Origin of the sequence: Xanthobacter versatilis (assembly GCF_043193975.1) — a bacterium.
In the GTDB taxonomy this organism is placed as follows: Bacteria; Pseudomonadota; Alphaproteobacteria; order Rhizobiales; family Xanthobacteraceae; genus Xanthobacter; species Xanthobacter autotrophicus_E.
The window spans coordinates 55,654-80,750 of sequence record NZ_JBAFVB010000007.1; the positions used below are offsets into that span (position 1 = coordinate 55,654).

Annotated in this window: 19 protein-coding genes and 1 tRNA gene; 3 read left to right on the top strand and 17 right to left on the bottom strand. The window is 65.4% G+C overall.

All coding sequences use genetic code 11. The features are described 5' to 3' along the window. Positions 1-59 precede the first annotated feature (59 nt). The 8 genes from V5F66_RS14720 to V5F66_RS14755 all read right to left on the bottom strand — a co-directional run bounded on the left by V5F66_RS14720 (position 60) and on the right by V5F66_RS14755 (position 9,638). Positions 60-3,203 (bottom strand): type I restriction endonuclease subunit R, encoded by a 3,144-nt coding sequence (locus V5F66_RS14720; RefSeq protein WP_394094125.1) that lies wholly within the window; start codon positions 3,201-3,203, stop codon positions 60-62. Beyond that, positions 3,200-3,700, bottom strand: coding sequence for a DUF4411 family protein (locus V5F66_RS14725; protein ID WP_394094126.1), 501 nt, complete (start codon positions 3,698-3,700; stop codon positions 3,200-3,202). The genes V5F66_RS14720 and V5F66_RS14725 overlap by 4 nt, the downstream gene beginning before the upstream one ends. Next, on the bottom strand, positions 3,700-4,860 hold the full coding sequence (locus tag V5F66_RS14730) for an ImmA/IrrE family metallo-endopeptidase (RefSeq protein WP_394094127.1): 1,161 nt from the start codon (positions 4,858-4,860) through the stop codon (positions 3,700-3,702). Before V5F66_RS14730 ends, V5F66_RS14725 begins: the two co-directional genes overlap by 1 nt. Next, entirely contained in the window at positions 4,857-5,552 is a 696-nt protein-coding gene (locus V5F66_RS14735; RefSeq protein WP_394094128.1) for an abortive infection family protein, read from the bottom strand. Before V5F66_RS14735 ends, V5F66_RS14730 begins: the two co-directional genes overlap by 4 nt. Before the next feature lie 3 nt (positions 5,553-5,555). Further along, a complete protein-coding gene (locus V5F66_RS14740) occupies positions 5,556-6,776 on the bottom strand; it encodes a restriction endonuclease subunit S (protein ID WP_394094129.1) in 1,221 nt (406 codons plus the stop codon). Further along, entirely contained in the window at positions 6,766-8,439 is a 1,674-nt protein-coding gene (locus V5F66_RS14745) for a type I restriction-modification system subunit M (protein WP_394094130.1), read from the bottom strand. Before V5F66_RS14745 ends, V5F66_RS14740 begins: the two co-directional genes overlap by 11 nt. Positions 8,440-8,820: 381 nt before the next feature. After that, positions 8,821-8,896: transfer RNA gene (locus V5F66_RS14750), tRNA-Glu, on the bottom strand. A gap of 43 nt (positions 8,897-8,939) precedes the next feature. Then, complete coding sequence (locus V5F66_RS14755) at positions 8,940-9,638, bottom strand: YggS family pyridoxal phosphate-dependent enzyme (RefSeq protein WP_394052810.1); 699 nt, start codon at positions 9,636-9,638, stop codon at positions 8,940-8,942. Between the two features lie 228 nt (positions 9,639-9,866). Between V5F66_RS14755 and V5F66_RS14760 the strand changes: the two genes are divergently transcribed. Beyond that, the gene (locus V5F66_RS14760) at positions 9,867-11,531 is read left to right on the top strand and encodes a sensor domain-containing diguanylate cyclase (RefSeq protein ID WP_011995937.1); all 1,665 of its coding nucleotides are present in this window, start codon (positions 9,867-9,869) and stop codon (positions 11,529-11,531) included. Positions 11,532-11,548: 17 nt separating this feature from the next. Here the strand turns inward: V5F66_RS14760 and V5F66_RS14765 are convergent, their stop codons facing one another. The 4 genes from V5F66_RS14765 to V5F66_RS14780 all read right to left on the bottom strand — a co-directional run bounded on the left by V5F66_RS14765 (position 11,549) and on the right by V5F66_RS14780 (position 14,707). After that, complete coding sequence (locus V5F66_RS14765) at positions 11,549-12,388, bottom strand: C40 family peptidase (protein WP_394094131.1); 840 nt, start codon at positions 12,386-12,388, stop codon at positions 11,549-11,551. Positions 12,389-12,500: 112 nt separating this feature from the next. Continuing rightward, positions 12,501-13,868: a leucyl aminopeptidase family protein gene (locus V5F66_RS14770; RefSeq protein WP_393999735.1), complete on the bottom strand. Its 1,368-nt coding sequence runs from the start codon at positions 13,866-13,868 to the stop codon at positions 12,501-12,503. Positions 13,869-14,046: 178 nt separating this feature from the next. After that, a complete protein-coding gene (locus tag V5F66_RS14775) occupies positions 14,047-14,523 on the bottom strand; it encodes an A24 family peptidase (RefSeq protein ID WP_394094132.1) in 477 nt (158 codons plus the stop codon). Positions 14,524-14,542: 19 nt separating this feature from the next. Beyond that, entirely contained in the window at positions 14,543-14,707 is a 165-nt protein-coding gene (locus V5F66_RS14780; RefSeq protein WP_011995941.1) for a Flp family type IVb pilin, read from the bottom strand. Between the two features lie 370 nt (positions 14,708-15,077). Between V5F66_RS14780 and V5F66_RS14785 the strand changes: the two genes are divergently transcribed. Both V5F66_RS14785 and V5F66_RS14790 read left to right on the top strand, forming a co-directional pair. Next, entirely contained in the window at positions 15,078-17,882 is a 2,805-nt protein-coding gene (locus tag V5F66_RS14785; protein WP_394094133.1) for a [protein-PII] uridylyltransferase, read from the top strand. 121 nt (positions 17,883-18,003) lie between these two features. Further along, positions 18,004-18,984, top strand: coding sequence for a phosphotransferase enzyme family protein (locus V5F66_RS14790; RefSeq protein ID WP_394094134.1), 981 nt, complete (start codon positions 18,004-18,006; stop codon positions 18,982-18,984). A gap of 27 nt (positions 18,985-19,011) precedes the next feature. Here V5F66_RS14790 and V5F66_RS14795 read toward each other — a convergent pair whose 3' ends face one another. From V5F66_RS14795 to V5F66_RS14815, 5 genes are all read right to left on the bottom strand, one after another. Next, positions 19,012-19,488 (bottom strand): ferritin-like domain-containing protein, encoded by a 477-nt coding sequence (locus V5F66_RS14795; RefSeq protein ID WP_041575040.1) that lies wholly within the window; start codon positions 19,486-19,488, stop codon positions 19,012-19,014. 82 nt (positions 19,489-19,570) lie between these two features. Then, entirely contained in the window at positions 19,571-19,936 is a 366-nt protein-coding gene (locus tag V5F66_RS14800; RefSeq protein WP_011995945.1) for a 2Fe-2S iron-sulfur cluster-binding protein, read from the bottom strand. A gap of 369 nt (positions 19,937-20,305) precedes the next feature. Then, positions 20,306-22,498, bottom strand: coding sequence for a polyribonucleotide nucleotidyltransferase (gene pnp, locus V5F66_RS14805; RefSeq protein WP_393999732.1), 2,193 nt, complete (start codon positions 22,496-22,498; stop codon positions 20,306-20,308). 281 nt (positions 22,499-22,779) lie between these two features. Beyond that, the gene (gene rpsO / locus V5F66_RS14810) at positions 22,780-23,049 is read right to left on the bottom strand and encodes a 30S ribosomal protein S15 (RefSeq protein ID WP_011995947.1); all 270 of its coding nucleotides are present in this window, start codon (positions 23,047-23,049) and stop codon (positions 22,780-22,782) included. A 415-nt stretch (positions 23,050-23,464) separates the two neighbouring features. Continuing rightward, positions 23,465-25,060 carry an ABC transporter substrate-binding protein gene (locus V5F66_RS14815; protein WP_011995948.1) on the bottom strand — a complete coding sequence of 532 codons (1,596 nt, stop codon included), beginning with the start codon at positions 25,058-25,060 and terminating at the stop codon, positions 23,465-23,467. Positions 25,061-25,097: the final 37 nt, after the last annotated feature.

A 25,097-nucleotide genomic window follows, 5' to 3' on the forward strand; every position in this document is an offset into this window, starting at 1 on the left:
GCACTGTTCACAACAGAAAGTCCTTTGGGTGAATGCAATTTATATGGTGATGCACAGCTTTAGCCCCAGTCGATAGCGATTGCCTCGGCTTGGCGAACAACCAAGTCGACCGCAGCCTTTTGAAGGTCTGGTGGATAGCCATAACGAGCGAGCAGCTTCCGCACCTCAATTCGCATCTTGGCGCGAACACCTTCTTTCCGGGTCCAGTCTATGGTCGCCGATGCACGGATAGTCGCCACTAAGAGCTTTGCCAGCGTGCGCAACGTATCATGAGCCATCAATTCTCGCGCCGATCCATTTTCAGCCAGCGCCTCATAGAAAGCTACTTCTTCTTGAGACAAGCCTAATTGAGTCGCCCGCACTACATGGGCTCTTATATCATTTGCGAGCGCGATCAACTCCTCAATGACCTGCACACTATCAACAGCACGGTTGTGGTATTTGCGGAGTGCCTCGTCCAGGCGCTCGCTCAATTTCTGAGACTGGACGATGTTGGTCCGAGCGTTGGCCTTGATCTCATCGGCGAGCAGGCGGCGCAACGTCTCAACAGCGAGGTTTTTCTGCTTGGTACCGCGCACCTCGGCAAGAAATTCGTCTGAGAAGATGGAGAGGTCCGGTTGCTCCAGCCCTGCGGACTTGAACACGTCAAGGATACCGTCCGCCATCACTGCCCTCGACAGCAGCTGTCGGATGTCGCGCTCCACCGTAGCGCGACTCCGTCCCGCGCCCGTTGTGTACTTCGCCAAGTTTGCCCGCAGCGCCACGACCATTGCAATCTCGTGCGCGCGCTCCTTGACCCGGTCGTCGCCCGCGCTGATCGCATAGGCCACTTCCAGCTTGAACCCCGTCTCGATAAACCCGTCACGCCTGCCAGTTGCCAGCAAGTGTTCGAGGCATTGCTTGAGGATCGTCAGGCGTATGGTTGGTGGTGCAGAGAAAAAATTCTTCCATTCAACGCCATCCAGCAGCGCCAAGGCACTTTCAAGCAATGTGAGTGTTTGACGCGCAGCTTCATCGGGGTCCATGCGCACTTGGTCACGGTCGCCTTGGGTATATTTTTCAAGAGCCGCCTTCAATTCGGCGCCGATCCCGAGATAGTCGACCACTAACCCACCAGGCTTGTCACCCCAAACCCTGTTGACACGCGCAATCGCCTGCATAAGGCCGTGCCCACGCATCGGCTTGTCAATGTACAATGTGTGAAGGGATGGCGCGTCGAACCCGGTCAGCCACATGTCACGAACGATAACGAGATTGAAGCCGGACGACGGGTCCTTGAACCGGGTCGCCATTGCCTCCAGCCGGGTCTTGGTGCGCAAATGGGGCTGCAGCGGTTGGGGATCGTCCGCGCGGTTGCCTGTAATTACCACCTTCATGAGGCCCGACTTGTCGTCGCTGGTGTCGGCTGAAACCCAAGCGGGTCGGAGCTTGGCGATCTCGTCATAGAGCATCACAGCGACACGGCGGCTGATCGTCACGATCATTCCCTTGCCACCTGCCATGGCATCGCGCCGCGTGTCGAAGTGCTCCACCACATCAGCGGCGATCTGGGCGACGCGCTCAGGTGCGCCCACCACCTCCTCGAAACGTGCCAGCTTGCCCTTGATGCGCTCCACGGCAGCATCATCACCTTCAGCCAATTCCTCAGCCAGCGCATCAAGCTGCGCGCGTTCGTCGTCATCTAGGGCTAGGTGCAGACGGGCAAGTCGAGCGGTGTAATGGATCGGGACCGTTGCGTTGTCCTGGACGGCACGGGTCATGTCGTAGGTATCGATGACGTCCCCGAACGTACCGTAGGTATCGCGGTCCCGCTCCTCGATTGGCGTGCCTGTGAAGCCTACGACTGTGGCTTGAGGGAGTGCTTGCCTGAGATAGTCAGCAAATCCCACAGCCTCTCGCACGCCGCCGTCTCGCTCCACGTAGCGCTTCTTGAAGCCGTATTGTGTGCGGTGCGCCTCGTCGGCGATGACGATTACGTTGCTGCGATCGGTGAGGAGGGGGTGCGAGCCGTCCTCGCCCCTGAAGCGCTGAATGGTCGTGAAGACCAGACCGCCGATATCGACTGCAAGCAAGCGGCGCATCTCTTCCGAAGTCTCTGCCTGCATTGGCGTCATGCGAAGGGCTGCGCCATGATCTGCGAACGTGCCGAAGAGTTGGTCGTCGAGGTCGTTGCGGTCGGTGACGAGTACGATGGTGGGGTTCCTCAGCGCCTTAGCAAGCTGGAGCTGCCGCACGAAGAACAGCATAGTCAACGACTTCCCCGAGCCCTGCGTATGCCAGACGACGCCGCCCTTACGGCTGCCGGACTGGGTCGCGGCTAGTGTCGAAGCGAGTGCCTTCCGCACCGCATGGAATTGGTGATAGGCGGCTAGCTTCTTGGACTTGACCGTCCCGTCCTTGATCTCAAAAGCGATGAAGTCGCAAATCAGCTCGATAAAGCGCTCGGGCGCGAACACGCCACGAATCAGAACTTCAAGTTCAGAGCGCCCGGCGTCATCAATGTCCACACCGTCAATCGTCCTCCATGGAACGAAGCGGTCCAGTTGAGCTGTCAGTGACCCGATGCGTGCGTTGCTGCCGTCGCTGATTACAAGCACCTGGTTGGTGCGCATCAGCTCCGGTGCCCTCGTCTTGTAAGTCGTCAACTGGCTGTGAGCCTTCTCCAGTGTTGCGGAGGCGTCCGATGGGCTCTTTAGCTCCAGAACCGCTACCGGCAGGCCGTTGATGAACGCAGTGACGTCCGCGCGAACCGTGCCCTTCTCGCCCTTCACGATGAACTGGTTGGCTACCAGCAGCCGGTTGGCCCCTGGGCTCTCCTGATCGATGATCTTGATACCAATGGTGCGCGTGGTCCCCTTCTCGTTCACCTCGACCGGCACGCCGCTGACGAGGAACGGGTGAAATAGGCGGTTATTCTCGATAAGGTCCTGGCTCTGTGACGCCTTGATCTTGAGCACGGCCGAATTGACCATGTCGGCGGTTGCCTCGGGATTAAGGGAGGCAATGGCGCTGCGCAGTTCAGGTTCTAGGATCGCTTCGCGGTAGTCCGCCCGCGCACCCATAGACCCATCCGGTGCGAGATAGTCACCCGGCACGCTCCGCCAACCAAGCAACTCGAACCACGAGAGCGCCGCCAACTCGACGGCTTCCTCGGCCAGTTCCATCCGTGGGCTGTGGGGGGGGGTAGGGTAGGTGTCGCTCATGTGCCCTCCGGTCGACCGAGCACGAAGCGGGCGCGCTCGCGCCGGAGCATTTCGTAGGGGCTGATGCAGGACACAGTCAGCCCAATGCAGGCGTTGGGTATCTTGATCTTGCGCACTGTGTCCGCTGGCACCTCATGGGTAACCACAGTGCAACGGTGCGCGAGAGCGTGGGAGACCAGCCAGTAATCAGCAACCTGTAGGAAGGTTGCGATGGCTGCGCGCTCGTAGGCCTGCGCTGTTGCCCAAGCACTCACGCGCCCGAGCGCAGGAACAACCGAAGCGTCAGGTGGCAGGAAGAAGGCGTCGCCCCGTGCCCTCGCCCAGTCGGCAAGGTCGTCGCTACCTGCAACCAATTCGTCGGAGACCTTGTCGATACTGCCGACCAACCCCGCGGCGTTCTGGGCAATGAGCCATTCCCAGAAGGCCGGGCAGAAGTCGAAGCCATAGTGCAGGTTGCGTGCTTGGATGAAAATGTTGGTGTCCAGCAGGTAGCGCATCAAAGCATCGCCCCCAGCTCACGACCGATCGTGTTGAAGGTCTCGGTTTTAGCGACACCCAACATGCGGAAGGCGTCACGATAGAGGGTCTGGCCCTCCAGCGTGCTCTCGACCAGCGCACGAGCGAAGCGTTTGCCGACGCGGGACAGGGTTGTTCGGTAGAAGTCGCCGCCACCGGACCCTGCGGCTTCGGCCAATGCGCGGAGACGTTCACGCTCCATGGCCCATACCTGCCCGAAGGCATCGCGCGTGATGACGCCTGCATCAAGAAGCCGCCGCAAAATCACTAGCGTGCTGACCTTGAACTGTCGCGCAAGACGCTGCATTGCGGCATCGATGGCTTCGCCGGGCTGCACGGCCAACCGGAAGGCAGCCAGCGGCACCAGCAGTTCGGCTGCGACCGCGTTGCACCAGACCTCTTCCCGGCGATGTCCATTCAGGGTGGCGGCAGTCGCATCGGACAGCGCAGACGCCCCAAGCCATAGGTGGGCCAGTTCGTGCGCGAGGGTGAACATCTGGCCGGACTTGCTGTCCGCCCCATTGATGAAGATAAGTGGCGCGCGACGGTCAGCCAGCGCGAACCCCCGGAACTCCTGCGGGTCAAGCGCACGGTGGGTGTTGGACAGAACGATGCCGCTGACCATCACCAGCACGCCGAGTTTCTCAGCCTGCCCGATGAAGAGGCGCAGTGCCTCCTCCCATGTCCGACAAGCAGCCCGGGCGGAAAGGTCGAAGCCGAGACGTTGCGCCATCGCCGCCGCGACCTCCTCGGGGCGTTGGTCAAGCGTGGCGCTGGCCACGAAGTCGGCTTCCGGCATCCGGCTGGCAAGGGAGAACTCGCGATACCATCCCTGCCGCTCCTGACAGGCATAAAGCATGTCGATCAGGTTCGGGCTGGCGCGGCGCACGCCTCGCCCGTCATGGGTGCGGAAGTCTGGGATCGGCAGCGGCTCGTCCGGGGGGCTGGGGAGAAACAGGTAGCCCACCGGCACATGCACGGCGCGGGCGAAGTCCTCCAACTGCTTCAGCGTGGGCCTTATGTCTCCCGCTTCCCACTCCGGGAGCTTGGGGAAGCGCCCCGTCAATTCGTCAGCCGCCATCACTCCGGCGCGCTCACGCGCCCAGCGCAATAATTCTGGTCTGACGGCGACACGCGTCATGCAGCGGCCTCCTCATCCGCATCTTTGCCTTCGTCTCGTTCAGCCTCCCAGTCGAGACGCGCCGCATCGTAGGTGGTCTCGTCGAGGCGGAACAGCACATAGCTAGGGTCGAAGGTCGCGCCTGCGATCTCGATCGCGTCGTACTCGTCATCGAGATAGGCGTTGAAGGCGCCGTGCTCGTCGTAGCTGGGCTTGTCCCCAGCCGCTCCGTCCGGGGCGGTACGGCTCCAGGCGACATCAAACAGGAACGCAACGAGGCTGTCGCAAAGGCCGCCAAGCATAAGCGCGTGCTGGCGCTGGAGGGTGCCCCAATCAAGCGAGCCACCATGGCGCATGTTGGGGATGTTGCTTAGTTCCGCGAGGGCATGAGCCGCGCCGTTGATGCTGCCCAGCAGCCGGGTGATGGTCTCGTTGATCTTCACGGCCTCGGGGTGATCCGCGACCGAAAAGTCCATGGCGTTCAACAGCGTGCGCGTGCGCTGATGGAACTGTTCATCCTTGCCGAAGGTGATACCAAGATGCAGGCCGATGGTGGCGTGCGCGGCCTCGAACAGGGTGCGGACGCTCTGGAGGCAGAAGGCGGGCTGGCTCTCTATGCTGCGCTCCAGCGCCTCGATATGGATGCGCAAGGGCTCTGCCCTGTCAGGGTGGGCCTCGATAAGCGCGCGCAGCATCTGGAGCGTGTAGGGCATGCCTCAGGCCGCCTCTACGTCTTTGTTGGCGTCCTTGATGCGGAGTTCGCCGGAGATGAGCTTGGGCAGCAGGGTGTCACGGAGGGCGCGCAATGCCACTGCTTCTTCCACAAGGCTGAGAATGCGCTCGTAGATGGGATGAACGAAACGCTCGAAAGCAGAAATAACCTCGTCGCTACCGTGAACGATCTTTGCTGTTTGAAGTGTCGTGGTGGTGATCGTGTCGAACACAGAGCCATGGGCGCCATGCACCAACTCTGCGACCAGCGCCGAAAATGTGCAGGCAAGCCAAAACGGCCTTTGCGCCTCCGAGTGAAGTGCATAGCAGGTCTGGTTCATGGCCATCTCGCGCCCGAAAAGACAATGCCGTCCCGTCGTTGCACCGCGCGCCACAACAACTGTTGACAGGGCCGGCACCATGCGAGTGGCGCTTTCTTCTACCCCGCGACGCGTAATGGTGCGTTCGGTGACTGTGAGAAACCGGTCAGCGCACTGGCTGACGTCCTTTGCACTGGCCCACAAAATAGGACCGCCCCAGTATGTCGGCTCCTCGGTCTTCGGAGTGCCGCCAGATATGAGACGTGCATGGTCAAGAAGCGATGCCTTGCTCCACCCCTCCGGTAGGCCGCCCTCTCCGAACCTGTCGGGGAACAGGGCGGCGGTGGCAGCGGGGAGGCAGGGGTTACGGCCCTCAGCCTTGGCGCGGACAGGGTCGAAGTCCACGAACCAACTCTTGAACAACGCCCGCGCCATCTCCTCCAGCGTCGCCGCCATGCGCCGGTTCAGCTCGATCTTGTCGTCGAGGGAGCCGAGCAGGTGAGCGATCTGTTCTTGGACGCTGACTGGCGGCCAAAGCACCTCGGCACGGTGCACGTCGTTCCTGTTTATGCCCGGTACGGCTGCCTTGTCGGTGTAGGCTTGAAAGTCGAGTGTCTTCAAGAAGTAAGCGACGAAGCGAGGGTTTGCCCCCTTGAAATCACGCACATATAGCGTCGTATTCAACGGCCAAAAATCAGACCGGACGTAGAATACTTGACCAATGGTGCCGTAGCGACCTGTCACGACACCCGGTCCGCGCACCATTGATTCTGTATGTGATCCGCTCGGCCCACTCGACGATACAATCGGAATGGGCCCTGGCGTCCTCTGCGTTGAGGCGAGGTCATATCCTCTTTTTAGCTCGATCACATCGCCAAGCGTGGTGGCTCTCCACTCACCAGCCATGGCCGACCCCTGCCAGTGCCTTGCGGATGCACTCGTCCAGCTTCGCGCCCTCGGCCATCTGCTCGCGCAGAGCCTTGGTGAGCCGGGTCATCTTGGCGTCAAAGCCCTCTTCGTCTTCCTCTGCTGCCTCGGTGCCGACATAACGCCCCGGCGTAAGCACGTAGTCCTGCGCCGCCACCTCCTCGATCGTGGCGGACTTGGCGAAGCCGGGCACGTCCTGATAGTGCCCGCCGACCTCTCGCCAGGCATGATAGGTGTCGGCGATCCTATCGATGTCGTTGCCTTCACCGTCGCTGGTCAGTTCCTTCATGGTGCGCGAGACCATGGTGCCGAGTCCCCGCGCGTCGATGAACAGGATATTGTTCGTCCGGTCGCGCAGCTTCTTGTCGCGCGAGAGGCCGTTCGACTTGTCGCGGGTCAGGAACCAGAGGCAGACGGGTATCTGCGTGGTGGAGAAGAGCTGGCCCGGCAGCGCCACGATGCAATCGACGAGGCCGGGGTAATGGATTTGCCGCCCGCCCTCGCCAACCGTGATGCCCTCGATCAGTGCGCGGCGTATCTCACCCTCGCCGGACTGCTGGCTGGAGAGCGAGCCGTTGGCCAGCACCACGCCGGCGTAGCCATCCGGCGCGAGGTGGTAGATGATGTGCTGGAGCCACGCGAAGTTGGCGTTGCCCGCCGGCGGCACGCCATAGCGCCAGCGCGCGTCACCCTTCAGCTTGTCGCCGCTCCAGTCGCTGTCGTTGAAGGGCGGATTGGCAAGGACATACTTCGCCATCAGTCCCTTGTGCAGATCCTCGTGGAAGGTGTCGGCCCACTTGGAGCCAAGGTTCGCCTCAATGCCTCGAATGGCGAGGTTCATCTTGGCGAGCCGCCAAGTGGTGGCGTTGCTCTCCTGCCCATAGACGGCGATCTGGTCTCGCGCCTTTTTTGGGTCGACGTGCTTTCCGGCGTGCTCCTCCACGAAGCGCTCCGACTGCACGAACATTCCGCCCGACCCGCAGCAGGGATCGTAAACGCGGCCCTTGAACGGCTCTAGCATGGCGACCAGCAGCTTCACCACGCATCCCGCCGTGTAATACTGCCCTCCGCGCTTGCCTTCCAACTTGGCGAACTCGCCGAGGAAGTATTCATAGACGCGGCCCAGCATGTCCTGTCCGTGATGCGCATCCTCGAACTTGATGTCCGAGAACAGTTTCAGCACCTCGCCTAGCTTGGTCTGATCCAGCTCCTGCCGAGCGTAGTTCTTGGTAAGCACGCCCTTGAGCGTGGGATTCTCATCCTCGATGGCGATCATGGCCTGATCGACCAATTCGCCGATGGTCGGCTTGGTGCTGGTGGCGTTCTCCTTCAGGAAGGTCCAGCGCGCCCGCTCCGGCACGAAGAAGATCCCTTCACTAATGATAAGGTCGCGGGCGGCGTCCGGATCGTCGAGCAGGCACGCCTCTTCCGGGTTCGCCTTGACCTCAGCGATACGGGCATCGAAGCGGTCGGAAATATACTTCAGGAAGATCAGGCCGAGTGCGACGTGTTTATATTCGGCGGCATCCATGTTTCCGCGCAGCTTGTCGGCCGATGCGAACAGCGTTGCTGCTATCGAAGGGCCGGGCTTTATGGCCTTTGCTGTACCATTCTTGCTCCCCGGCTTTCTCCCTCGTGGCACGACGCACTCCCCCGATCTTGAATTTCCCGTCCATCGGACTTTTCCGTCATGGATGGTTAATGTCGTCTTGTGAGGCAAGGAGAAAGTAGCCCGATCGACCAATTTCCAAGGCACTGGCAACCGCAACATCGCCACACGATGGCAGGCGGCGAAAGCGCTCAGCACCCCGCAATCGTCCGCTTCCAGGTCGGATAGCAAAATAGGCTACGCATCCCGAGGAGCGGAGCGCTCCCACTGAGAATCCCATGGGGCGACGTTCGCCCCTTCACCGACTCGCCAAATCCCGCCAAAATCCGCCCGCGTCCGCCGACGCATACTCCCCAAATTCTTCCCAGAAACACAAAAGCCCCGCATCGGGCGGGGCTAAGGTATTGAAAAGATTGGCGCTCCCAAGGGGACTCGAACCCCTGTTTTCGCCGTGAGAGGGCGACGTCCTAGACCGCTAGACGATGGGAGCATCTCGCGAGAGGGGTGCTCTATAGCGGCGTTCTGCGGGGACTTCAAGCCTCGTTGGGCAAGGATCTGTGGCCAAAGATGGCGCTGCCCACGCGCACGTGCGTCGCGCCCTGGCGGATGGCGGCCGGAAAGTCGGCGCTCATGCCCATGGAAAGGCCCGAAATGCCGTTGCGCGCTGCGATCTTGGCCAGCAGCGCGAAATGCGGATCGGGCACGTCCGTCGCGGGTGGAATGCACATCAGGCCGAAGATCTTTAGCCCGTGGCGCTCCCGGCATTCGGCGATGAAGGCGTCCGCGGCTTCCGGCAGGACGCCGGCCTTCTGCGGCTCGGCTCCGGTGTTCACCTGCACGAACAGGCGCGGGTTCCGGCCCTGGCGGGCCATCTCCCCGGCCAGTGCGGCGGCGATCTTCGGCCGGTCCACGGTGTGGATCACGTCGAACAGCTCCACCGCCTCGCGCGCCTTGTTGGATTGCAGCGGCCCGATGAGATGCAGCTCGACGCCTTGATAGTCCGCGCGCAAGGCGGGCCACTTGCCCTGCGCCTCCTGCACCCGGTTCTCGCCGAACACCCTCTGGCCGGCGGCCAGGACCGGCACAATCTCGGGGGCCGGGAAGGTCTTGGAGACGGCCACCAGCGTCACGGTGGCCGGATCGCGCCCGGCGTCGCGGCAGGCGGACAGGACCTCCGCGCGCACGGCGTGAAGACCTGACGCTGCGTCCTGCGCCTCGGCTTGTGTGTTCATGATGCCCTGACCTCTCCCCAGGTGCAGTCCTGGAACGCCTGTAACGCCTGGAGCGCCGATGCCGCTGCAGGTGAAGTCCATGCGATCGCCACAGGCGACGGGGCGCCGCCGCCCGCCAGACCTGTGCGTCCGGCAGCAGATGGACCGATCTCCCCATCCGATCAAGAAGCGTTTACAACACTCCTGGTGGCACCTTCGAGAAGAAGCCGGTGGGGAGCGTGACCGAGCATGGTCGAGCGTAGCGGCGAAGAGGCACCTGTCGCTTCGAGACGGCTTTCCAGCCTGCGCCTGCGCATTCTCTTTCTCATTTGCCTCGTTGCCGTGCCCCTCTCCGTGGAGCGCCTCATGGCCCTCGTCGCGGATCGCCGGGACCAGATCCAGTCCCTCGAGGATGACGTGCGCGACTTGGTCCGCCGCGCCACGCTGGCCCAGCTCGAAGGGCTGACGCGGGCCCGCACCGTGCTCGACGTGGTGTCGCGGCAGGCGGAGGACCTGCTGGAAGATCCGGCGGCCTGCATCCCCTTCGTGACCCGGCTCGCCGACGAGGTGGCCGGCATCCAGGGCGTCTTCATCGCCACCCCGGACGGCGACGTGAAATGCGCCCACGCGCCGCTGGCCATGGGCGTCAACATCGCGGATCGGCCGTTCTTCCAAGAGGCCCTCGCCGCCGAGGACATGCTCATGACCGAGCTGTCATTTTCACCGGTCAGCGGGCTCAACTCCGTCTTCATGCTGCGCGCCGAGCGCGCGCCGGGGGGCAAGCCGCTGGCGGTGGCCGGCATCATCCTCGACCTGCAGTGGCTCTCGCGGATCGCCGCCGGCAGCGCGGTGGAATCGGGTGCGATCGTGGATGTGGTGGGCGAGGGCGGGACGGTGCTGGTGCGCTATCCGACTTTGCCCGAGATCGTGGAGCACCGCTTTCCGGACCATCCGCTGACGCGCAAGATCATGGCCGCGAAGGAAGGCGTCGTCACCACTATCGGCTATGACGGGAAGGAACGGATCTTCGCCTTCAACCGCTTCGAGGGGCTGAATCTGCGCGTGGTGGTGGGCATGGATACCGCCAAGGTCCTTACGCCCATCGACCGCAAGATCCAGACCACGGCGTTCGTGCATTTCGCGGCGCTGGCTTGCTTCCTGCTGGTGTCGTGGTTCGCGGCCGAGCGCATCATCATCACGCCCATCGCTCGGCTGACGCGCTCCGTCGCCGCCGTCGGCCGGGGCGAGGCCGACCATGTGAAGGACAACGACGTCACCGAGTTCGCCCCGCTGGTGCGGGCCTTCAACGAGATGGCCCGCCGCCTGTCCCAGCGCAACAGCGAGCTGCGCACCATGAACGGGCGCCTCGCATCCCTCGCCCGCACCGACGGGCTCACCGGCCTCGCCAACCGCCGCACCTTCGACGTGCAATTCTCCCAGGACTGGGTGCGCGCCCGCGGCGATGGCGCGCCGCTGACCCTGGTGATGCTGGATGTGGACTACTTCAAGGCGTTCAACGATGCGCGCGGCCACCTGTCTGGCGACGAGGCCCTGCGTGGGGTTGCGCGCATGCTGTCGGCGGCGGCGGCGGGGACGAAGCATCTGGTCGCCCGCTACGGGGGCGAGGAATTCATCGTGCTGATGTCCGGGGCGGACCTGGCCGAGGGCCTGGCGTTCGCGGAGGATGTCCGCGGTCTGCTGGGGGAGGTGGCCATCGCCCATCCGGCCTCGCCCCGCCGTCGCCTGACGGCGAGCTTCGGTGTGGCCAGCACCATTCCGACGCAGGAGGGCAGCCCGGACACGCTGGTGGCGGCGGCTGATGCCGCGCTCTACGAGGCCAAGCGCTCCGGCCGGGACCGGGTGGTCGCCCACGCCGACCTGTACGCCAGTGGGGCGAACGGCACCTTCCGTTAGAGCATGTCGGGTCCGGCTCAGGCGAGCCGGCGGATGTTGCGCAACTCCAGCCCGACCGCGGAGATCCGCGCCAGCGCCTCGGCGAGGGGCTCACGCGCCACCGCCATGTGGAAGGCGTTGGCATGCAGCAGGGTGTCCGCCGCCTCCACGATGCCCACATGGCCGGGCCAGAACAGCAGGTCGCCGCGCCGGGGCTCCGCGTCCAGCGGCAAAGCCTCGCCGAGGGAGGCTTCCTGCATGTCGCTGTCGCGCGGGGCGGCAACGCCGGTAACGGCGAGCGCCGTCTGGACCAGGCCGGAGCAGTCGAGGCCGAGGCTAGAGCGGCCGCCCCACAGATAGGGCACGCCCAGGAAGCGCCCGGCTACGGCAACGAAATCACTCTCCCGCTGGTCCCGTTCGGCAAGATGCACGGCGGGCAGGAAGCCGTCGGGCGTCACCGCGAAGCCGCCGCGAATCTCCCGCACCGCCACCTGGCTGCCGAGTACCAGCGCTTCGCGGGGCGGCAGCTTGATGTCGGGGCCGGGGAACAGGAAGGTGCGCAGGGCTCGCACGGTGTGGGTTGGCGCGGCGCCGGGTGCCGCGAGGGCTTCGGTGGGCAGGTAGCCCACATAGCGGTCGGCCTCGAGCTGGACCCAGGACCAGCCCTCGGGATCATCCTCGAACACGCGGACAGTCTCGCCGAACAGGGCCTGGGTTTCGAGCGGGGCGTCGCCGGCGGGCCGGCGGCGCAGCGGCGCCACCGGCACCGCCACGCGGCGCACGTCGCCCTCGACATAGCGGGCGGCCTCCACCTGACCCTTCAGGGCGGCCGAGGCGAGGTCCGGCCGAGCCGGGGTGAGGCGAGGATCAAGCGACATGGCGGGGCCTTAGAGCGTTTTCGAGCGAAGTGGGCACCGGTTCGCGTGAAGAAAACGCGTCAACCAGAGAATCTAGCGCGTTTTCCGTGAGCCCATGCGCACGGAAAGCGCGCTAGCCGTAGCGCTCGGCCAGCAGCGCATCGAGGGCGCGGATGGTCTGGGCCTCGCCGCCCTCGGGGCGTCCGGGACGGGCGCCGGAATTCCAGGCGAACAGGTCGAGGTGCAGCCAGGCGCGGGCCGCGCCCACGAACTTCTCCAGGAACAGGGCGGCGGTGATGGCTCCGGCGAGGCCGCCGGAGGAGACGTTGTTGGTGTCGGCGATCTTGGACTCGAGCATGCCCTGGTAGGGCGCCCACAGCGGCAGGCGCCACAGGGGGTCGGCCTCCACCATGGCGTGACGGGCCAGGTCAGCGGCGAGGTCCTCGTCCTGGGTGAAGGCCGCGGGAAGCTGCGGCCCCAGCGCCACCCGTGCCGCGCCGGTGAGGGTGGCGAAATCGATCACCAGCTCGGGCGCCTCCTCGTCGGCGAGGGCGAGGGCGTCGGCGAGCACGAGGCGGCCCTCCGCGTCCGTGTTGCCGATTTCCACGGAGAGACCCTTGCGGCTCTTGAGGATGTCGCCCGGCCGGAAGGCGGCGGCGGAGACCGAATTCTCCACGGCGGGAATCAGCACCCGCAGGTTCACCTTGGCCCCGCGCGAGAGCAGGAGATGGGCAAGGCCCAGCGCGTTCGCCGCGCCGCCCATGTCCTTCTTCATCAGCAGCATGGCTGAGGAGGGCTTGAGATCGAGGCCGCCGGTGTCGAAGGCCACGCCCTTGCCCACCAGCGTCACCTTGGGGTGGGCGGGATCGCCGGCGCGGATCTCGATGAGGCGCGGGGCGCGGTCGGCGGCGCGGCCCACCGCATGGATCATGGGGAAGTTCTCCACCAGCAGCCGCTCGCCGGTGACTGAGCGGAAGGCGGCGCCATGGCGGGCGGCGAGCGCGCGGGCGGCGTCTTCCAGCTCCGGCGGGCCGAGGTCGTTGGCGGGGGTGTTCACGAGGTCGCGGGTGAGGGTCACGGCCTCGACGGTGCGCACCAAGGCGTCGGCATCCACCCCTTCGGGCAGCACGAGCCGCACGTCGCGGGCGGGGGCGGCCTTGTAGCGGGTGAAGCGGTAGGTGCCCAGCGCGAACGCCAGCGCGGCAAGGCGCGGGCTCGCCACCTCGCCCTCCAGCCGCCACGCGCCGGCCGGCAACAGGCCGGGTAGGGCGCCGGCGGCGAAGGCATCCGCCCGGGCCCCGGCCGCGACGCCGAACAGGGCGCCGGCGAGGCCTCCCTCGGGCGCGGGCACCAGCAGCAGCTTGCCGGCCTCACCGCCAAAGCCGGCGGCCTCGGCGAAGCGGCGAGCCGTCTCCGGCACGGCGGCAGACGCGAAGGTCTCCTTGGTGACGCACCAGACGGGAAGGCTCATGGAAGAGGCGGGCGCAATACAATCGAGCATGAATGAACTCCTGCGCACCGCCGGGGCCGTGGACGCGGCGGCGCGGCGCGCGAAAGGACCTGTAGGCCAATGGGTAGAGCGCGATCCGGCAATATGGCAACGGTTTCGTTGCCGCCCCGGCGGCAAAATCACCCGTGCGCGGGGGAGGGCATGGGTGCCCGCAGGCGGCGGGGCGAGGTCAGCCGGCGCCGAGCAGGCTGGAGTAGGGATGCAGCAGCAGCCCGGCACCAGCCAGCGCGACGCCGTAGGGGATGGTCTGGCCGGGGACGGCGATGGTGCCGACCAGCCGGTCCGCCTGACGGTGCATGGCAAGGGCGGCAAGGGTCAGGACCCCGCCGATAAGGCCGCAGGCGAGCACGAACAGCGGCAGTTGCGCCGGGTCCGTCCACAGCATCAGCACCCCCGCGAGCTTGGCGTCGCCGGCTCCCACCACATTCTCCGCGAACAGGGAAAAGCCCAGCGCCGTGACCGCCACCGCCACCAGCAGGCGCAGGGACAGGTCGGGCAGGGGCGTGAGGATGGCGAGAGTCGCGAAGCCGATCAGCAGGGCGGCGATGACGGTATTGGGAATGATGCGGCGGGCGATGTCCGTTCCGATGCAGGTGCACAGGGCGGTGGGATAGAGCCCGAGAAGGAGGAGTTCAGCCAACCACATGGGTGCGCTGTCCGTGCCGTCAGTTTCCGGCCGCGGCCGACGACGCCTGAAGCCGGGCGAAGGTGGCGGCGATCTGCACCAGCACGGTGACGATGGCGATGGAGAGGCCCGCGGCGATGAGCCCGTATTCGAGGGCGGTGGAGCCCTCCTCCTCCCTGATGAAGCGCCAGAACAATAGCTTCATGGCTTGAAAATCCGATGCCGCGCGGCAGATGCGCCGCGGTGAGGCCGACGCTAGGGGGCCGCCCTTGCGGGGAAGTAAAGAACGCCCGTGCCGATGCCCTCGCGGCGCCTCCGGCTGATCTGAGGGTTAACGCTCCCCTCCTGCGCGCAACCTGTGGCGGTGATGTGCCGGCTTGAGAGTACCAGCGGCGACCGGGCGCGACGGAAACCTTCTCCTGGTCCTGAACCGGTCTTTGTAACAGCCGCGCTTCGGGCAGGGGATGCGGGTGAAGGAGGGCGGCGGCGCATTTCAAACGCCCCCCTCGCGGGGTGGGTGTGTTTGCGCTAAAGGTATAGACTGCCTTCCCCTTGCTGCCTTCAGATCGCCGAGCATGCCCATCGTCCGCTCCCCCAAAGCCAGCCGCGTCATCGGCGAACCGTTCGAAGGCACCAAGCTCCGGGTCGAGGCCCGCGAGATTGCCGCCGCCCACAAGGGCCGCGACCTTGAACTGCGCAATGCCGTCGTCGCCCGACTCAAGATGGCACTCCACGACGGCCGCGCCGAGGCCGAGCGCCAGCTGAGGCAGGACGGCTGCGGGCGCTGCTGCTCCATGCGGCTCTCCGCCCTTCAGGATGCGGTGATCGCCTCCGCCCACGAGGTGGCCACCAGCTTCCTCTATCCGGCCGACAATCCCTCGCGCTCCGAGCGCATGGCGGTGGCGGCCGTGGGCGGCTACGGCCGGGGCATGATGGCGCCGGGCTCCGACACCGACATCCTGTTCCTGCTCCCCTACAAGCAGACCGCCTGGGGCGAGAGCGTGGCCGAGGCCATGCTCTACATGCTGTGGGACCTGGGCTTGAAGGTGGGCCACGCCACCCGTTCGGTGGACGAGTGCCTGCGGCAGGCGCGGGCCGACTTCACCATCCGCACCTCGATCCTGGAGGCGCGCTACATCGTCGGCGACAAGGGCCTGTTCGAGGACCTGGAGAAGCGCTTCGACAAGGAAGTGGTGGAGGGCACCGGCGCCGAGTTCGTCGCCGCCAAGATGGCCGAACGGGAGGAGCGGCTGCGCCGGTCCGGCCAGTCGCGCTATCTGGTCGAGCCGAACGTGAAGGAGAGCAAGGGCGGCCTGCGGGACCTGCACACGCTGTTCTGGATCGCCAAGTACGTCTACCGGGTGCAGACCACCGACGAGCTGGTGCAGAAGGGCGTGTTCACCCGCGAGGAAGCGCGCCTCTTCACCAAGTGCGAAGACTTCCTGTGGTCGGTGCGCTGCCATCTCCACTTCCTCACCGGCCGCGCCGAGGACCGCCTGTCCTTCGACGTGCAGCGGGAGATGGCCCAGCGCCTCGGCTATACCGAGCATCCCGGCCAGCGGGACGTGGAACGCTTCATGAAGCACTATTTCCTCGTGGCGAAGGATGTGGGTGATCTCACCGCCATCCTCTCCGCCGCGCTGGAGGCGCGCCACGACAAGCCGGTGCCGGGACTGAAGGGCATGGTGGAGCGGTTCCGCGCCGGATCGCGCCGGATCACCCTGAAGGAGACGCCGGACTTCATCCTCGACCATGACCGCCTGAACGTCATCGACGACCAGGCCTTCAAGCGGGATCCGGTCAACCTCATCCGCATCTTCCACGTGGCGGACAAGCGCAACCTGGCGCTCCATCCCGACGCCACACAGCTTGCCGCGCGCTCCCTCGCCCTCATTGACGCCAGCGTGCGCGAGAATCCGGAGGCCAACCGGCTGTTCCTGGAGATCGTGACCTCCAAGAATGCGCCGGAGACCGTGCTGCGGCGCATGAACGAGGTGGGCGTGCTCGGCCGCTTCCTGCCGGAGTTCGGCAAGATCGTCGCCATGATGCAGTTCAACATGTACCACCACTATACGGTGGACGAGCACCTGTTGCGCTGCATCGGCGTGTTGTCGGAGATCGAGCGCAAGGTGAATCCGGAGAACGGGCTCGCCAACGACCTCATGGGCACGGTGAAGAACCGCAACCTGCTCTATGTGGCGCTACTGCTGCACGACATCGCCAAGGGCCGGCCGGAAGACCATTCGGTGGCGGGGGCGCGCATCGCGCGGCGCATCTGCCCGCGCCTCGGCCTCTCCCCGGTGGAGACCGAGACCGTGGTGTGGCTGGTGGAGCAGCACCTGGTCATGTCGCAGGTGGCCCAGTCCCGCGACCTGTCCGACCGCAAGACCATCGAGAACTTCGCCGCCGTGGTGCAGAACCTCGAGCGCATGAAGCTGCTCACCATCCTCACCACCGCCGACATCAAGGCGGTGGGGCCGGGCACCTGGAACGGCTGGAAGGCGCAGCTGCTGAAGACGCTCTATTACGAGACCGAGCCGGTGCTCACCGGCGGCTTCTCGGAAGTGGACCGGGGCAAGCGCGTGTCCGCCGCCCAGTCCCAGTTCCGTGCCCAGCTCGCCGACTGGTCGGACGAGAAGGTGGCGGCCTATGTGGCCCGCCACTATCCGCCCTACTGGCTGCGGGTGGACCTCGACACCAAGCTGCGCCACGCCCGCTTCATCGACGAGGCGGAGACCGCCGGCCGCTCCATCGCCACCCATGCGACGCTGGAGGCAGGGCGCGGCATCACCACCCTCACCGTGGTGGCGCCGGATCATCCCAAGCTGTTGTCCATCATCGCCGGCGCGTGCGCGGCGGCGGGGGCGAACATCGTGGACGCCCACATCTCCACCACCACTGACGGGCTGGCGCTGGACACCATCGCCCTGCGCCGCGCCTTCGATCGCGACGAGGACGAACTGCGCCGCGCCGGCCGCATCCAGGAGGCGGTGGAGCAGGCCCTTACCGGCGAGGTGCGCCTGCCGGAGGTGATGGCCCGCAAGATCCCCAAGGGCCGCCGCACCTTCACGGTGGAGCCCGAGGTGACGGTGAACAACGCCTGGTCCAACCGCCATACGGTGGTGGAGGTGTCCGGCCTCGACCGGCCGGGCCTGCTGTTCGCGCTGACCAACACCCTGTCGCGGCTGAACCTCAACATCGCTTCGGCCCATGTGGCGACCTTCGGCGAGCGGGCGGTGGACGTGTTCTATGTCACCGACCTCATGGGCGCGAAGATCACCGGCGCGGCCCGGCAGTCCACCATCCGCCGGGCGCTGGTGGCGGTGTTCGAGGGCCCCGCCGAGGACGAGGAAGCCCCGCGCCGCGCGGCGCGCGGGTAGGGCGATTTTGGATCGGCCGGATGGCTGATGGTGCATGTCGCTGATGGGTGGCGCGTCGCCGGGCGCCATCCGCGTCCGGCCGTGCTATAGGCTCCGCCCGCTAATGCGAGGGGCCGGGCGGGTGCTGTATGACGACGAGTATCTGACGCGGATCGAAGCCATCATCCGCGTCCATCTTCCGAAATGGGGCCTGCCGCCCGACGCGGCACTGAACCTCATGTCCATTTCCGAGAATGCCACCTTCCGCGCCACGGCCGGCGCGGGTGACCTAGTGCTGCGGGTCTACCGGCCGGGCTATCACACGCCGGCGGAAATCCGCTCCGAGCTGGCCTGGATCGAGGCGCTGCGGGCCGAAGATGTGGTGCCCACCCCGCGCATCATCCCGACCCTGGACGGGCGTAGGCTCGTCGAGATCGACGATGGCGGCACGCCCCGCCGCATGGCCGCCTTCGCCTTCGTGCCCGGCGCCGAGCCGCAGGAGGGGGCGGGCCTGCCGGGATGGTTCGGCCATCTCGGCGCCATCCATGCGCGCCTCCACGCCCATGCACGGCGCTGGACCCGGCCGCAAGGCTTTACCCGCAAGGTGTGGGATTTCGAGAGCATGCTGGGGCAGCGCCCGCTGTGGGGCGACTTTCGCGCGGCGCTGGGCCTCGACGCGCCGGGTCGCGCGTTGCTGGAGCGAACCGCCGGGGTGCTGAAGGACCGGCTCGGCCCCTTGTCCCAGCCCGGCAGCTTCGGCCTGATCCATGCCGACCTGCGCCTCGCCAACCTTCTGGTGGAAGGCGAGAAGCTGACGCTGATCGACTTCGACGATTGCGGCTTCTCGTGGTTCCTCTACGACTTCGCCGCCGCCGTCTCCTTCATCGAGCATTCGCCCGTGGTGCCGGAATTGAAGGCGGCGTGGCTTGAGGGCTACCGCACCCGCGCGCCGCTGCCGGACGCTGCCGAAGATGCCCTCGACGTGTTCGTGATGCTGCGGCGAATGCTGCTCACCGCCTGGGTCGCCTCCCACGCTGAAACGCCGACGGCGCAGGCCATGGGAGTGGCCTACACCGAGGGTACGCTGGGGCTGGCGGAGAGATTTCTGGCGCGGCGGGGCTGAGGACCACCACCGGCGACTGGCGCCGGGTCAGCCGGCCGAAACGCGCCGCCCTTCCTTGTAGGCGTCGATCCACTTGTGGATCTCCGTGACGTGCTCGGACTCCTCCTCGAAGAACTCCTTGGCGAGCACCTTGATCTCAGGGTCAGTGGTCGTCTCGAAGATCTTCTTGTAATAGCGGAAGCTTGCTTCTTCCGCGTCGCGGGCGATCTCGAGTGCCTCGCCATGACCGATGAAGGGGTCTGCGGCCCAGATCCCCGCCGTTTCCGGGCTTTCGAGATCGGGCCAATTGTATTCACCAGCCTTCAGATCGGGCATCTCGCGGAACGTCGCGCGTGCGCGGGCATCCGCGAGATGCATCCTCGAATAATCCGACAGCCGCCGGAAGAGCTTGGCGACGTCCTTGTTGCCGCAGCTCTCCATGACGTCGGCAAGTTCGCCGAACCGAAGAGCCGCCTCCTCCTCAAGCTTTACGGCATAAGCCAGGAATTCACCGACGCTGTCCAAAGTGGCACCCTCCAGAAATCCAAAGCAATCAAACGTGGTGTCAGGCATGCCGGCGATTGAGACGCCCGGCGTAGCCCGTTTTTCACGCCTCGGCGGGGCAGTGCTCGTAATGGATGATGACTTCTTCCTCACGGGCGATGAACTGGCAGGCCAGACGATAGGGCGGCGCCACATCGTTGACTTCCGCATCCGTGATCTGCTCTTCGGTAATCTTGCCCAGCTCCTTGAGCTTGGTCTTTTCCCGCTCCGTCAGCGCAATCGCCATGCGCGGCTTGCCCTCGACATATTCCACACGGATGAGGCAGGAGCCGCACTCGCCTTCCTGGCATTCGAAGGGAATCTTCACCCCGTTGGCGCGGGCGACGGTGAGGATGGTGCCCGTATCGCCGGCCGTAGCGTAGGCGCGCTTGTCCTTGGTGGTGGTCGAGCGGAAAGTGATAATGGGCATGATGGTATTCCGGTGATCTAGAATTTAAAAAAACTTCGCACACGCAATATTATGGGATGACATCAAACTGATATATTTTGCGGATGCGTCAGGCGAACCTTTCCAACATAAATCTAGAATAGCTTTAGGTTCTTGATTTATGTCATTTCGATGGGAAATATTTGGGCGCCCCGACCTTGTGGCTTCCAACTTGGGCTTGGCCTGAGCGCGAGCGGCGCGAGACCCCGCGAGGGACCCCGCGAGGGACCCCGAACGTGACCAGGGATATGACCCTTGGCCGGGACGTTCCGATTCTCGCGGCCATGGCTGCACCCAGCAAAAAGGGCGGCCTCTCGGCCGCCCTTCAGCTTGCTTCAGATCAGTGCCGGATCACTCGGCAGCGCCGGCCTCGTCGCCGGTGGCCGCCGGGGCGGCGGCACGGGCGGCGTCGCGCTCGGCCTTGGCCTTGGCTTCCAGGTCCTCGCCGGTGGTCTGGTCCACCACCTTCATGGACAGGCGGGTCTTGCCGCGCTCGTCGAAGCCCATGAGCTTGACCTTGACCTTGTCGCCTTCCTTGACCACGTCGGAGGGCTTGGCCACGCGCTCGTTGGCCATCTGCGACACGTGGACGAGGCCGTCCTTGGAGCCGAAGAAGTTCACGAAGGCGCCGAAGTCCACCACCTTCACCACGGTGCCTTCATAGATCTGGCCCACTTCCGGCTCGGAAGCGATGGACTTGATCCAGTTGATGGCGGCCTTGATGGCGTCGCCCGAGGCCGAGGCGATCTTGATGGTGCCGTCGTCCTCGATGTTGATCTTGGCGCCGGTCTTCTCGACGATCTCGCGGATCACCTTGCCGCCGGAGCCGATCACTTCGCGGATCTTGTCCACGGCGATCTTCATCACCTCGATGCGCGGGGCGTGCTCGCCGAGTTCCGCGCGGGCGGTGGTGAGGGCCTTGGCCATCTCGCCGAGGATGTGGACGCGACCGTCCTTCGCCTGGGTGAGGGCGACCTTCATGATCTCCTCGGTGATGCCGGCGATCTTGATGTCCATCTGGAGCGAGGTCACGCCCTGCTCGGTGCCGGCCACCTTGAAGTCCATGTCGCCGAGGTGATCCTCGTCGCCGAGGATGTCGGAGAGCACGGCGAACTTCTCACCCTCGAGGATGAGGCCCATGGCGATGCCCGCCACCGGACGGCGCAGCGGCACGCCCGCATCCATCAGCGCCAGCGAGGTGCCGCAGACGGTGGCCATGGAGGACGAGCCGTTGGACTCGAGGATCTCCGACACCACGCGCAGGGTGTAGGGGAACTCGTGCTTGGCCGGCAGCATGGGGTGGATGGCGCGCCAGGCGAGCTTGCCGTGGCCGATCTCGCGGCGGCCGGGGGAGCCCATGCGGCCGGTCTCGCCCACGGAGAAGGGCGGGAAGTTGTAATGCAGCAGGAAGTGCTCCTTGTAGGTGCCTTCCAGGCTGTCGATGAACTGCTCGTCCTCGCCGGTGCCCAGCGTGGCGACGACCAGGGCCTGGGTCTCGCCGCGGGTGAACAAAGCGGAGCCATGGGCGCGGGGCAGGATGCCCACTTCCGACACGATGGGACGCACGGTGTAGACGTCGCGGCCGTCGATGCGGATGCCGTCGTCGAGGATGTTCCAGCGCACGATCTTGGCTTCGAGCGCCTTGAGCACGTCGGAGACGACCTGGGCGGCGGGCACCTTGGTGCCGTCGAGCGCCAGTTCCTCGTAATACTTCTTCACCTTGGACTTGGCGGCGCCGACGGCGGCGTAGCGGTCCTGCTTCTGCTTGATCTTGTAGGCAGCGCGCAGGTCGGCCTCGGCGATCTCGCGGACCTTGGACTCCACTTCGGAGACATCGGCCGGCTGGAAGTTGCGCGGCTCCTTGGCGGCCTTCTCGGCCAGCTTGATGATGGCCTCGATCACCGGCTGGAAGTGGCGGTGGCCGAACATCACGGCGCCGAGCATGATTTCCTCGGGCAGCTCCTTGGCTTCCGATTCCACCATGAGCACGGCGTCGCCCGTGCCGGCGACCACGAGCTCAAGCGCGCTTTCCTTCACCTCGTCGACGGTGGGGTTGAGCACGTACTCGTTGTCGATGAAGCCCACGCGCGCAGCGCCCACCGGGCCCATGAAGGGCACGCCGGAGAGGGTGAGCGCGGCCGAGGCGGCGACCATGGCGACCACGTCGGGGTCGTTCTCCAGGTCATGCGCCAGCACGGTGATGACCACCTGGGTGTCGCACTTGTAGCCTTCGGGGAACAGCGGGCGGATCGGGCGGTCGATGAGGCGGGAGACCAGGGTCTCCTTCTCGGAGGGACGGCCCTCGCGCTTGAAATAGCCGCCGGGGATGCGGCCGGCGGCGTAGGTCTTTTCCTGGTAGTTCACGGTCAGGGGGAAGAAGTCCTGGCCGGGCTTGGGCTCGCGGGCGGAAACCACGGTGGCGAGCACCTTGGTGTCGCCGTAGGTGGCGAGCACCGAGCCGTCGGCCTGGCGGGCCATCTTGCCGGTCTCGAGGGTGAGGGTGCGGCCACCCCAGTCCAGCTCTTCGCGATGGATGTCGAACATGAGTGTTCTTTCTTGATTCAGGCGCGACGCAGGCAAGCCATGAGCAAGACGGCCGGACGCGCCGCGCGAAGCTGCTCCCTCAAGAGGAGGCTCCGACGGTTGCGTCCGGCGATCCTGCCATGACCTGTCCTTCGTGCGCGGACCCGCAGCCGGCCCCATGCCCGCTGCGTAAAGCACGCCTCTTCAAGGCGCGCACGGCGCCGGCCCTCCATGGGCCGGGCCGCTGCTGAACCCGCCGGCGCGGGTCTTCGACCGGTGCCGGGCGGGTCATTCTCACCGCGTCAGCGGCGGATGCCGAGACGCTCGATGAGGGACTTGTAGCGCCCTTCGTCCTTCTTCTTCAGATAGTCGAGAAGGCTGCGGCGCTGGGACACGAGCTTCAGCAGCCCGCGGCGCGAATGGTTGTCCTTGTGATGGGACTTGAAGTGACCGGTGAGGTTGGTGATCCGCTCGGTGAGGATCGCCACCTGCACTTCCGGCGAACCCGTGTCGCCGTCCTTCGCGCCAAAATCCTTGATCAGCGCCTGCTTGCGCTCTGCTGTGATCGACATCGGTCCATCCTTTCAACGAGAGTGGGGTGGAAGCCCTTGGGATGAGCCACCGGGTTGCCGGATGGCCGTTCAGGCTTCCGCTCGGCCGGGCCGGGATGTCGTCCAGCACGGTCGAGGCAAAACGCGGACGGCGGCGCCTTTCGGCACCGTCCGCGCGGCGGACTATATCCAGTTTTCCCCGTGAAACCAGAGGAATGTTCACGCTGGCTGGTGGGGGTGGTTTGGCACCAGCGCCGGCCAACTCCCCCCGCCCGAACTCGGCTGTTGCCGAGATCGTTCCCCGGAGCTGAAGCCGGAAACATCCGGCTTCAGCGCGGGAGAGGGGTCCACGGTGGGCCGGTCGAGGCCGCAGACCTGAACGCAGATGCTGCGACCTCGGCGTTTGCCGTGCTGCCGGGTCCGACGGGAGAAGGTGCTACTGCATCCCGATGGTGGTCAGGTCCTGGAACCAGTGCTGGGCCTGCACGAAGCTCTTCACCTTGGGCGAGAGCGCATGCGGGTTGGTGTCATGCACCACCCACACCAGCACCGCGTCATCCACCACCGTCTGGTGCACCTGGGCCAGCAGCGCGTCCTGCTTCTGGGTGTCGAAGGTGTGCTTGGCCTCGTCGATCAGCGCGTCCACCTTGGGGTTGGCATAAAAGCCCCAGTTGACGCCCACCGGCGCCACCTGCCGACTGTCGAAGAAGCGGATGAGGGCGTAGAGCGGGTCCGAGGTCACATAGGCGATGTTGTTGGCGGTGATGCCCGCGTTCGAGGGGTCCTTCGCCCCCTTGCGCCAGGCGGTATAGAGCGCCTCCAGCTCCACCACCTTGAACTCCACGTCCACGCCGATTTCCTTGAAGCTCGCCTGCAGGAACTCGTTCATGGGCAGGGAGAGCATCTGGCCGGTACCGCCCGCGGCGATGATGAAGGTAGCCTTCAGCGGCTTCTCGGGGGAATAGCCGGCTTCCTTCACCAGCTTCTTGGCGGCCTCGGGATCATACTTGAGGTCGAACTCCGGCTTGCCGAACCAGGGGCTGGACACGTCGACCTGACCCTTGGCCGGCTTGGCGAGGCCGTTCATCAGCTCCACCACGCCGTCGCGATCCACGGCAAGGTTGAGCGCCTTGCGCAGGCGCACGTCGGTCCAGGGCGAGCCGGGCAGCACCGAGAGGTGGTAGTTCCAGACGTGCGGGGTGACGTTGGTGACGATCTTCATGCCCGCCGACTTCAGCTGAGGCACGGCGTCCGGCGCCGGAGTCTCGATCAGGTCCACCTGGCCGGCGAGCAGCGCATTGGTGCGGGTCAGCGCCTCCGGCATGGGGATGAGGATCATGCGGTCGGTCTTGGGCAGGCGGGTCTTGTCCCAATAGTCGGGGTTCTTGACCAGCTCCAGCCGCTCGCGGGGCACCAGCTTGTCCTGCTTGAACGGCCCGGTGCCGGACGGGCTCTGGGCGAACTTGTCCCAGTCGCGGCCGAGCTTCTCATACTGGGCGGGGCTGGACACCAGGAACCACAGCATCTGGTAGGGGAAGAACGAGTCCACGTCCTTGGTGGTGATCTCGACGGTATTATCGTCGATCTTCTTCCAGGAGGCGATGCCGGGCAGGCGGGTCTTCACCTGGGCGGCCTGGCGCTTGTCGTAGTGGGGCGCCTTCTCGTCCAGCACCTTGTCGAGGTTCCACACCACCGCATCGGCGTTGAAATCGCTGCCGTCGTGGAATTTCACGCCCTTGCGCAGGGTGAAGATCCACTTCTTCTGGTCGGCGGGGTCCACTTTCCATTCGGTGGCGAGGCCCGGCACCAGCTTGCCGGGGCGGTCGGCCACGTTCATCTCCCACGCCACCAGCGGGTCGTAGAGGGTGTAGCCGGTGAATTGATAGGCACCTGCCCCACGATCAGGCTGTCCCGTGGTCTGGGGAATGTCAGCCATGGAGATGCCGTAGCGGACCACGCTTTCAGCCCGGGCCGGGGCCGCCAGTGCAACGGCGGCGAAAAAAGCAGCGGCTAGGGAATGTCTAAACGCCATGAAAACGTCCTTCCGTGGAGTGCCCCCACGGAAGCAA

Excerpts from the sequence above, each read along its gene's own strand:
- V5F66_RS14720 (WP_394094125.1), bottom strand. The coding sequence starts at position 3,203 with ATGAGCGACACCTACCCTACCCCCCCCCACAGCCCACGGATGGAACTG.
- V5F66_RS14725 (WP_394094126.1), bottom strand. The coding sequence starts at position 3,700 with ATGCGCTACCTGCTGGACACCAACATTTTCATCCAAGCACGCAACCTG.
- V5F66_RS14730 (WP_394094127.1), bottom strand. The coding sequence starts at position 4,860 with ATGACGCGTGTCGCCGTCAGACCAGAATTATTGCGCTGGGCGCGTGAG.
- V5F66_RS14735 (WP_394094128.1), bottom strand. The coding sequence starts at position 5,552 with ATGCCCTACACGCTCCAGATGCTGCGCGCGCTTATCGAGGCCCACCCT.
- V5F66_RS14740 (WP_394094129.1), bottom strand. The coding sequence starts at position 6,776 with ATGGCTGGTGAGTGGAGAGCCACCACGCTTGGCGATGTGATCGAGCTA.
- V5F66_RS14755 (WP_394052810.1), bottom strand. The coding sequence starts at position 9,638 with ATGAACACACAAGCCGAGGCGCAGGACGCAGCGTCAGGTCTTCACGCC.
- V5F66_RS14760 (WP_011995937.1), top strand. The coding sequence starts at position 9,867 with ATGGTCGAGCGTAGCGGCGAAGAGGCACCTGTCGCTTCGAGACGGCTT.
- V5F66_RS14765 (WP_394094131.1), bottom strand. The coding sequence starts at position 12,388 with ATGTCGCTTGATCCTCGCCTCACCCCGGCTCGGCCGGACCTCGCCTCG.
- V5F66_RS14770 (WP_393999735.1), bottom strand. The coding sequence starts at position 13,868 with ATGCTCGATTGTATTGCGCCCGCCTCTTCCATGAGCCTTCCCGTCTGG.
- V5F66_RS14775 (WP_394094132.1), bottom strand. The coding sequence starts at position 14,523 with ATGTGGTTGGCTGAACTCCTCCTTCTCGGGCTCTATCCCACCGCCCTG.
- V5F66_RS14780 (WP_011995941.1), bottom strand. The coding sequence starts at position 14,707 with ATGAAGCTATTGTTCTGGCGCTTCATCAGGGAGGAGGAGGGCTCCACC.
- V5F66_RS14785 (WP_394094133.1), top strand. The coding sequence starts at position 15,078 with ATGCCCATCGTCCGCTCCCCCAAAGCCAGCCGCGTCATCGGCGAACCG.
- V5F66_RS14800 (WP_011995945.1), bottom strand. The coding sequence starts at position 19,936 with ATGCCCATTATCACTTTCCGCTCGACCACCACCAAGGACAAGCGCGCC.
- pnp (WP_393999732.1), bottom strand. The coding sequence starts at position 22,498 with ATGTTCGACATCCATCGCGAAGAGCTGGACTGGGGTGGCCGCACCCTC.
- rpsO (WP_011995947.1), bottom strand. The coding sequence starts at position 23,049 with ATGTCGATCACAGCAGAGCGCAAGCAGGCGCTGATCAAGGATTTTGGC.
- V5F66_RS14815 (WP_011995948.1), bottom strand. The coding sequence starts at position 25,060 with ATGGCGTTTAGACATTCCCTAGCCGCTGCTTTTTTCGCCGCCGTTGCA.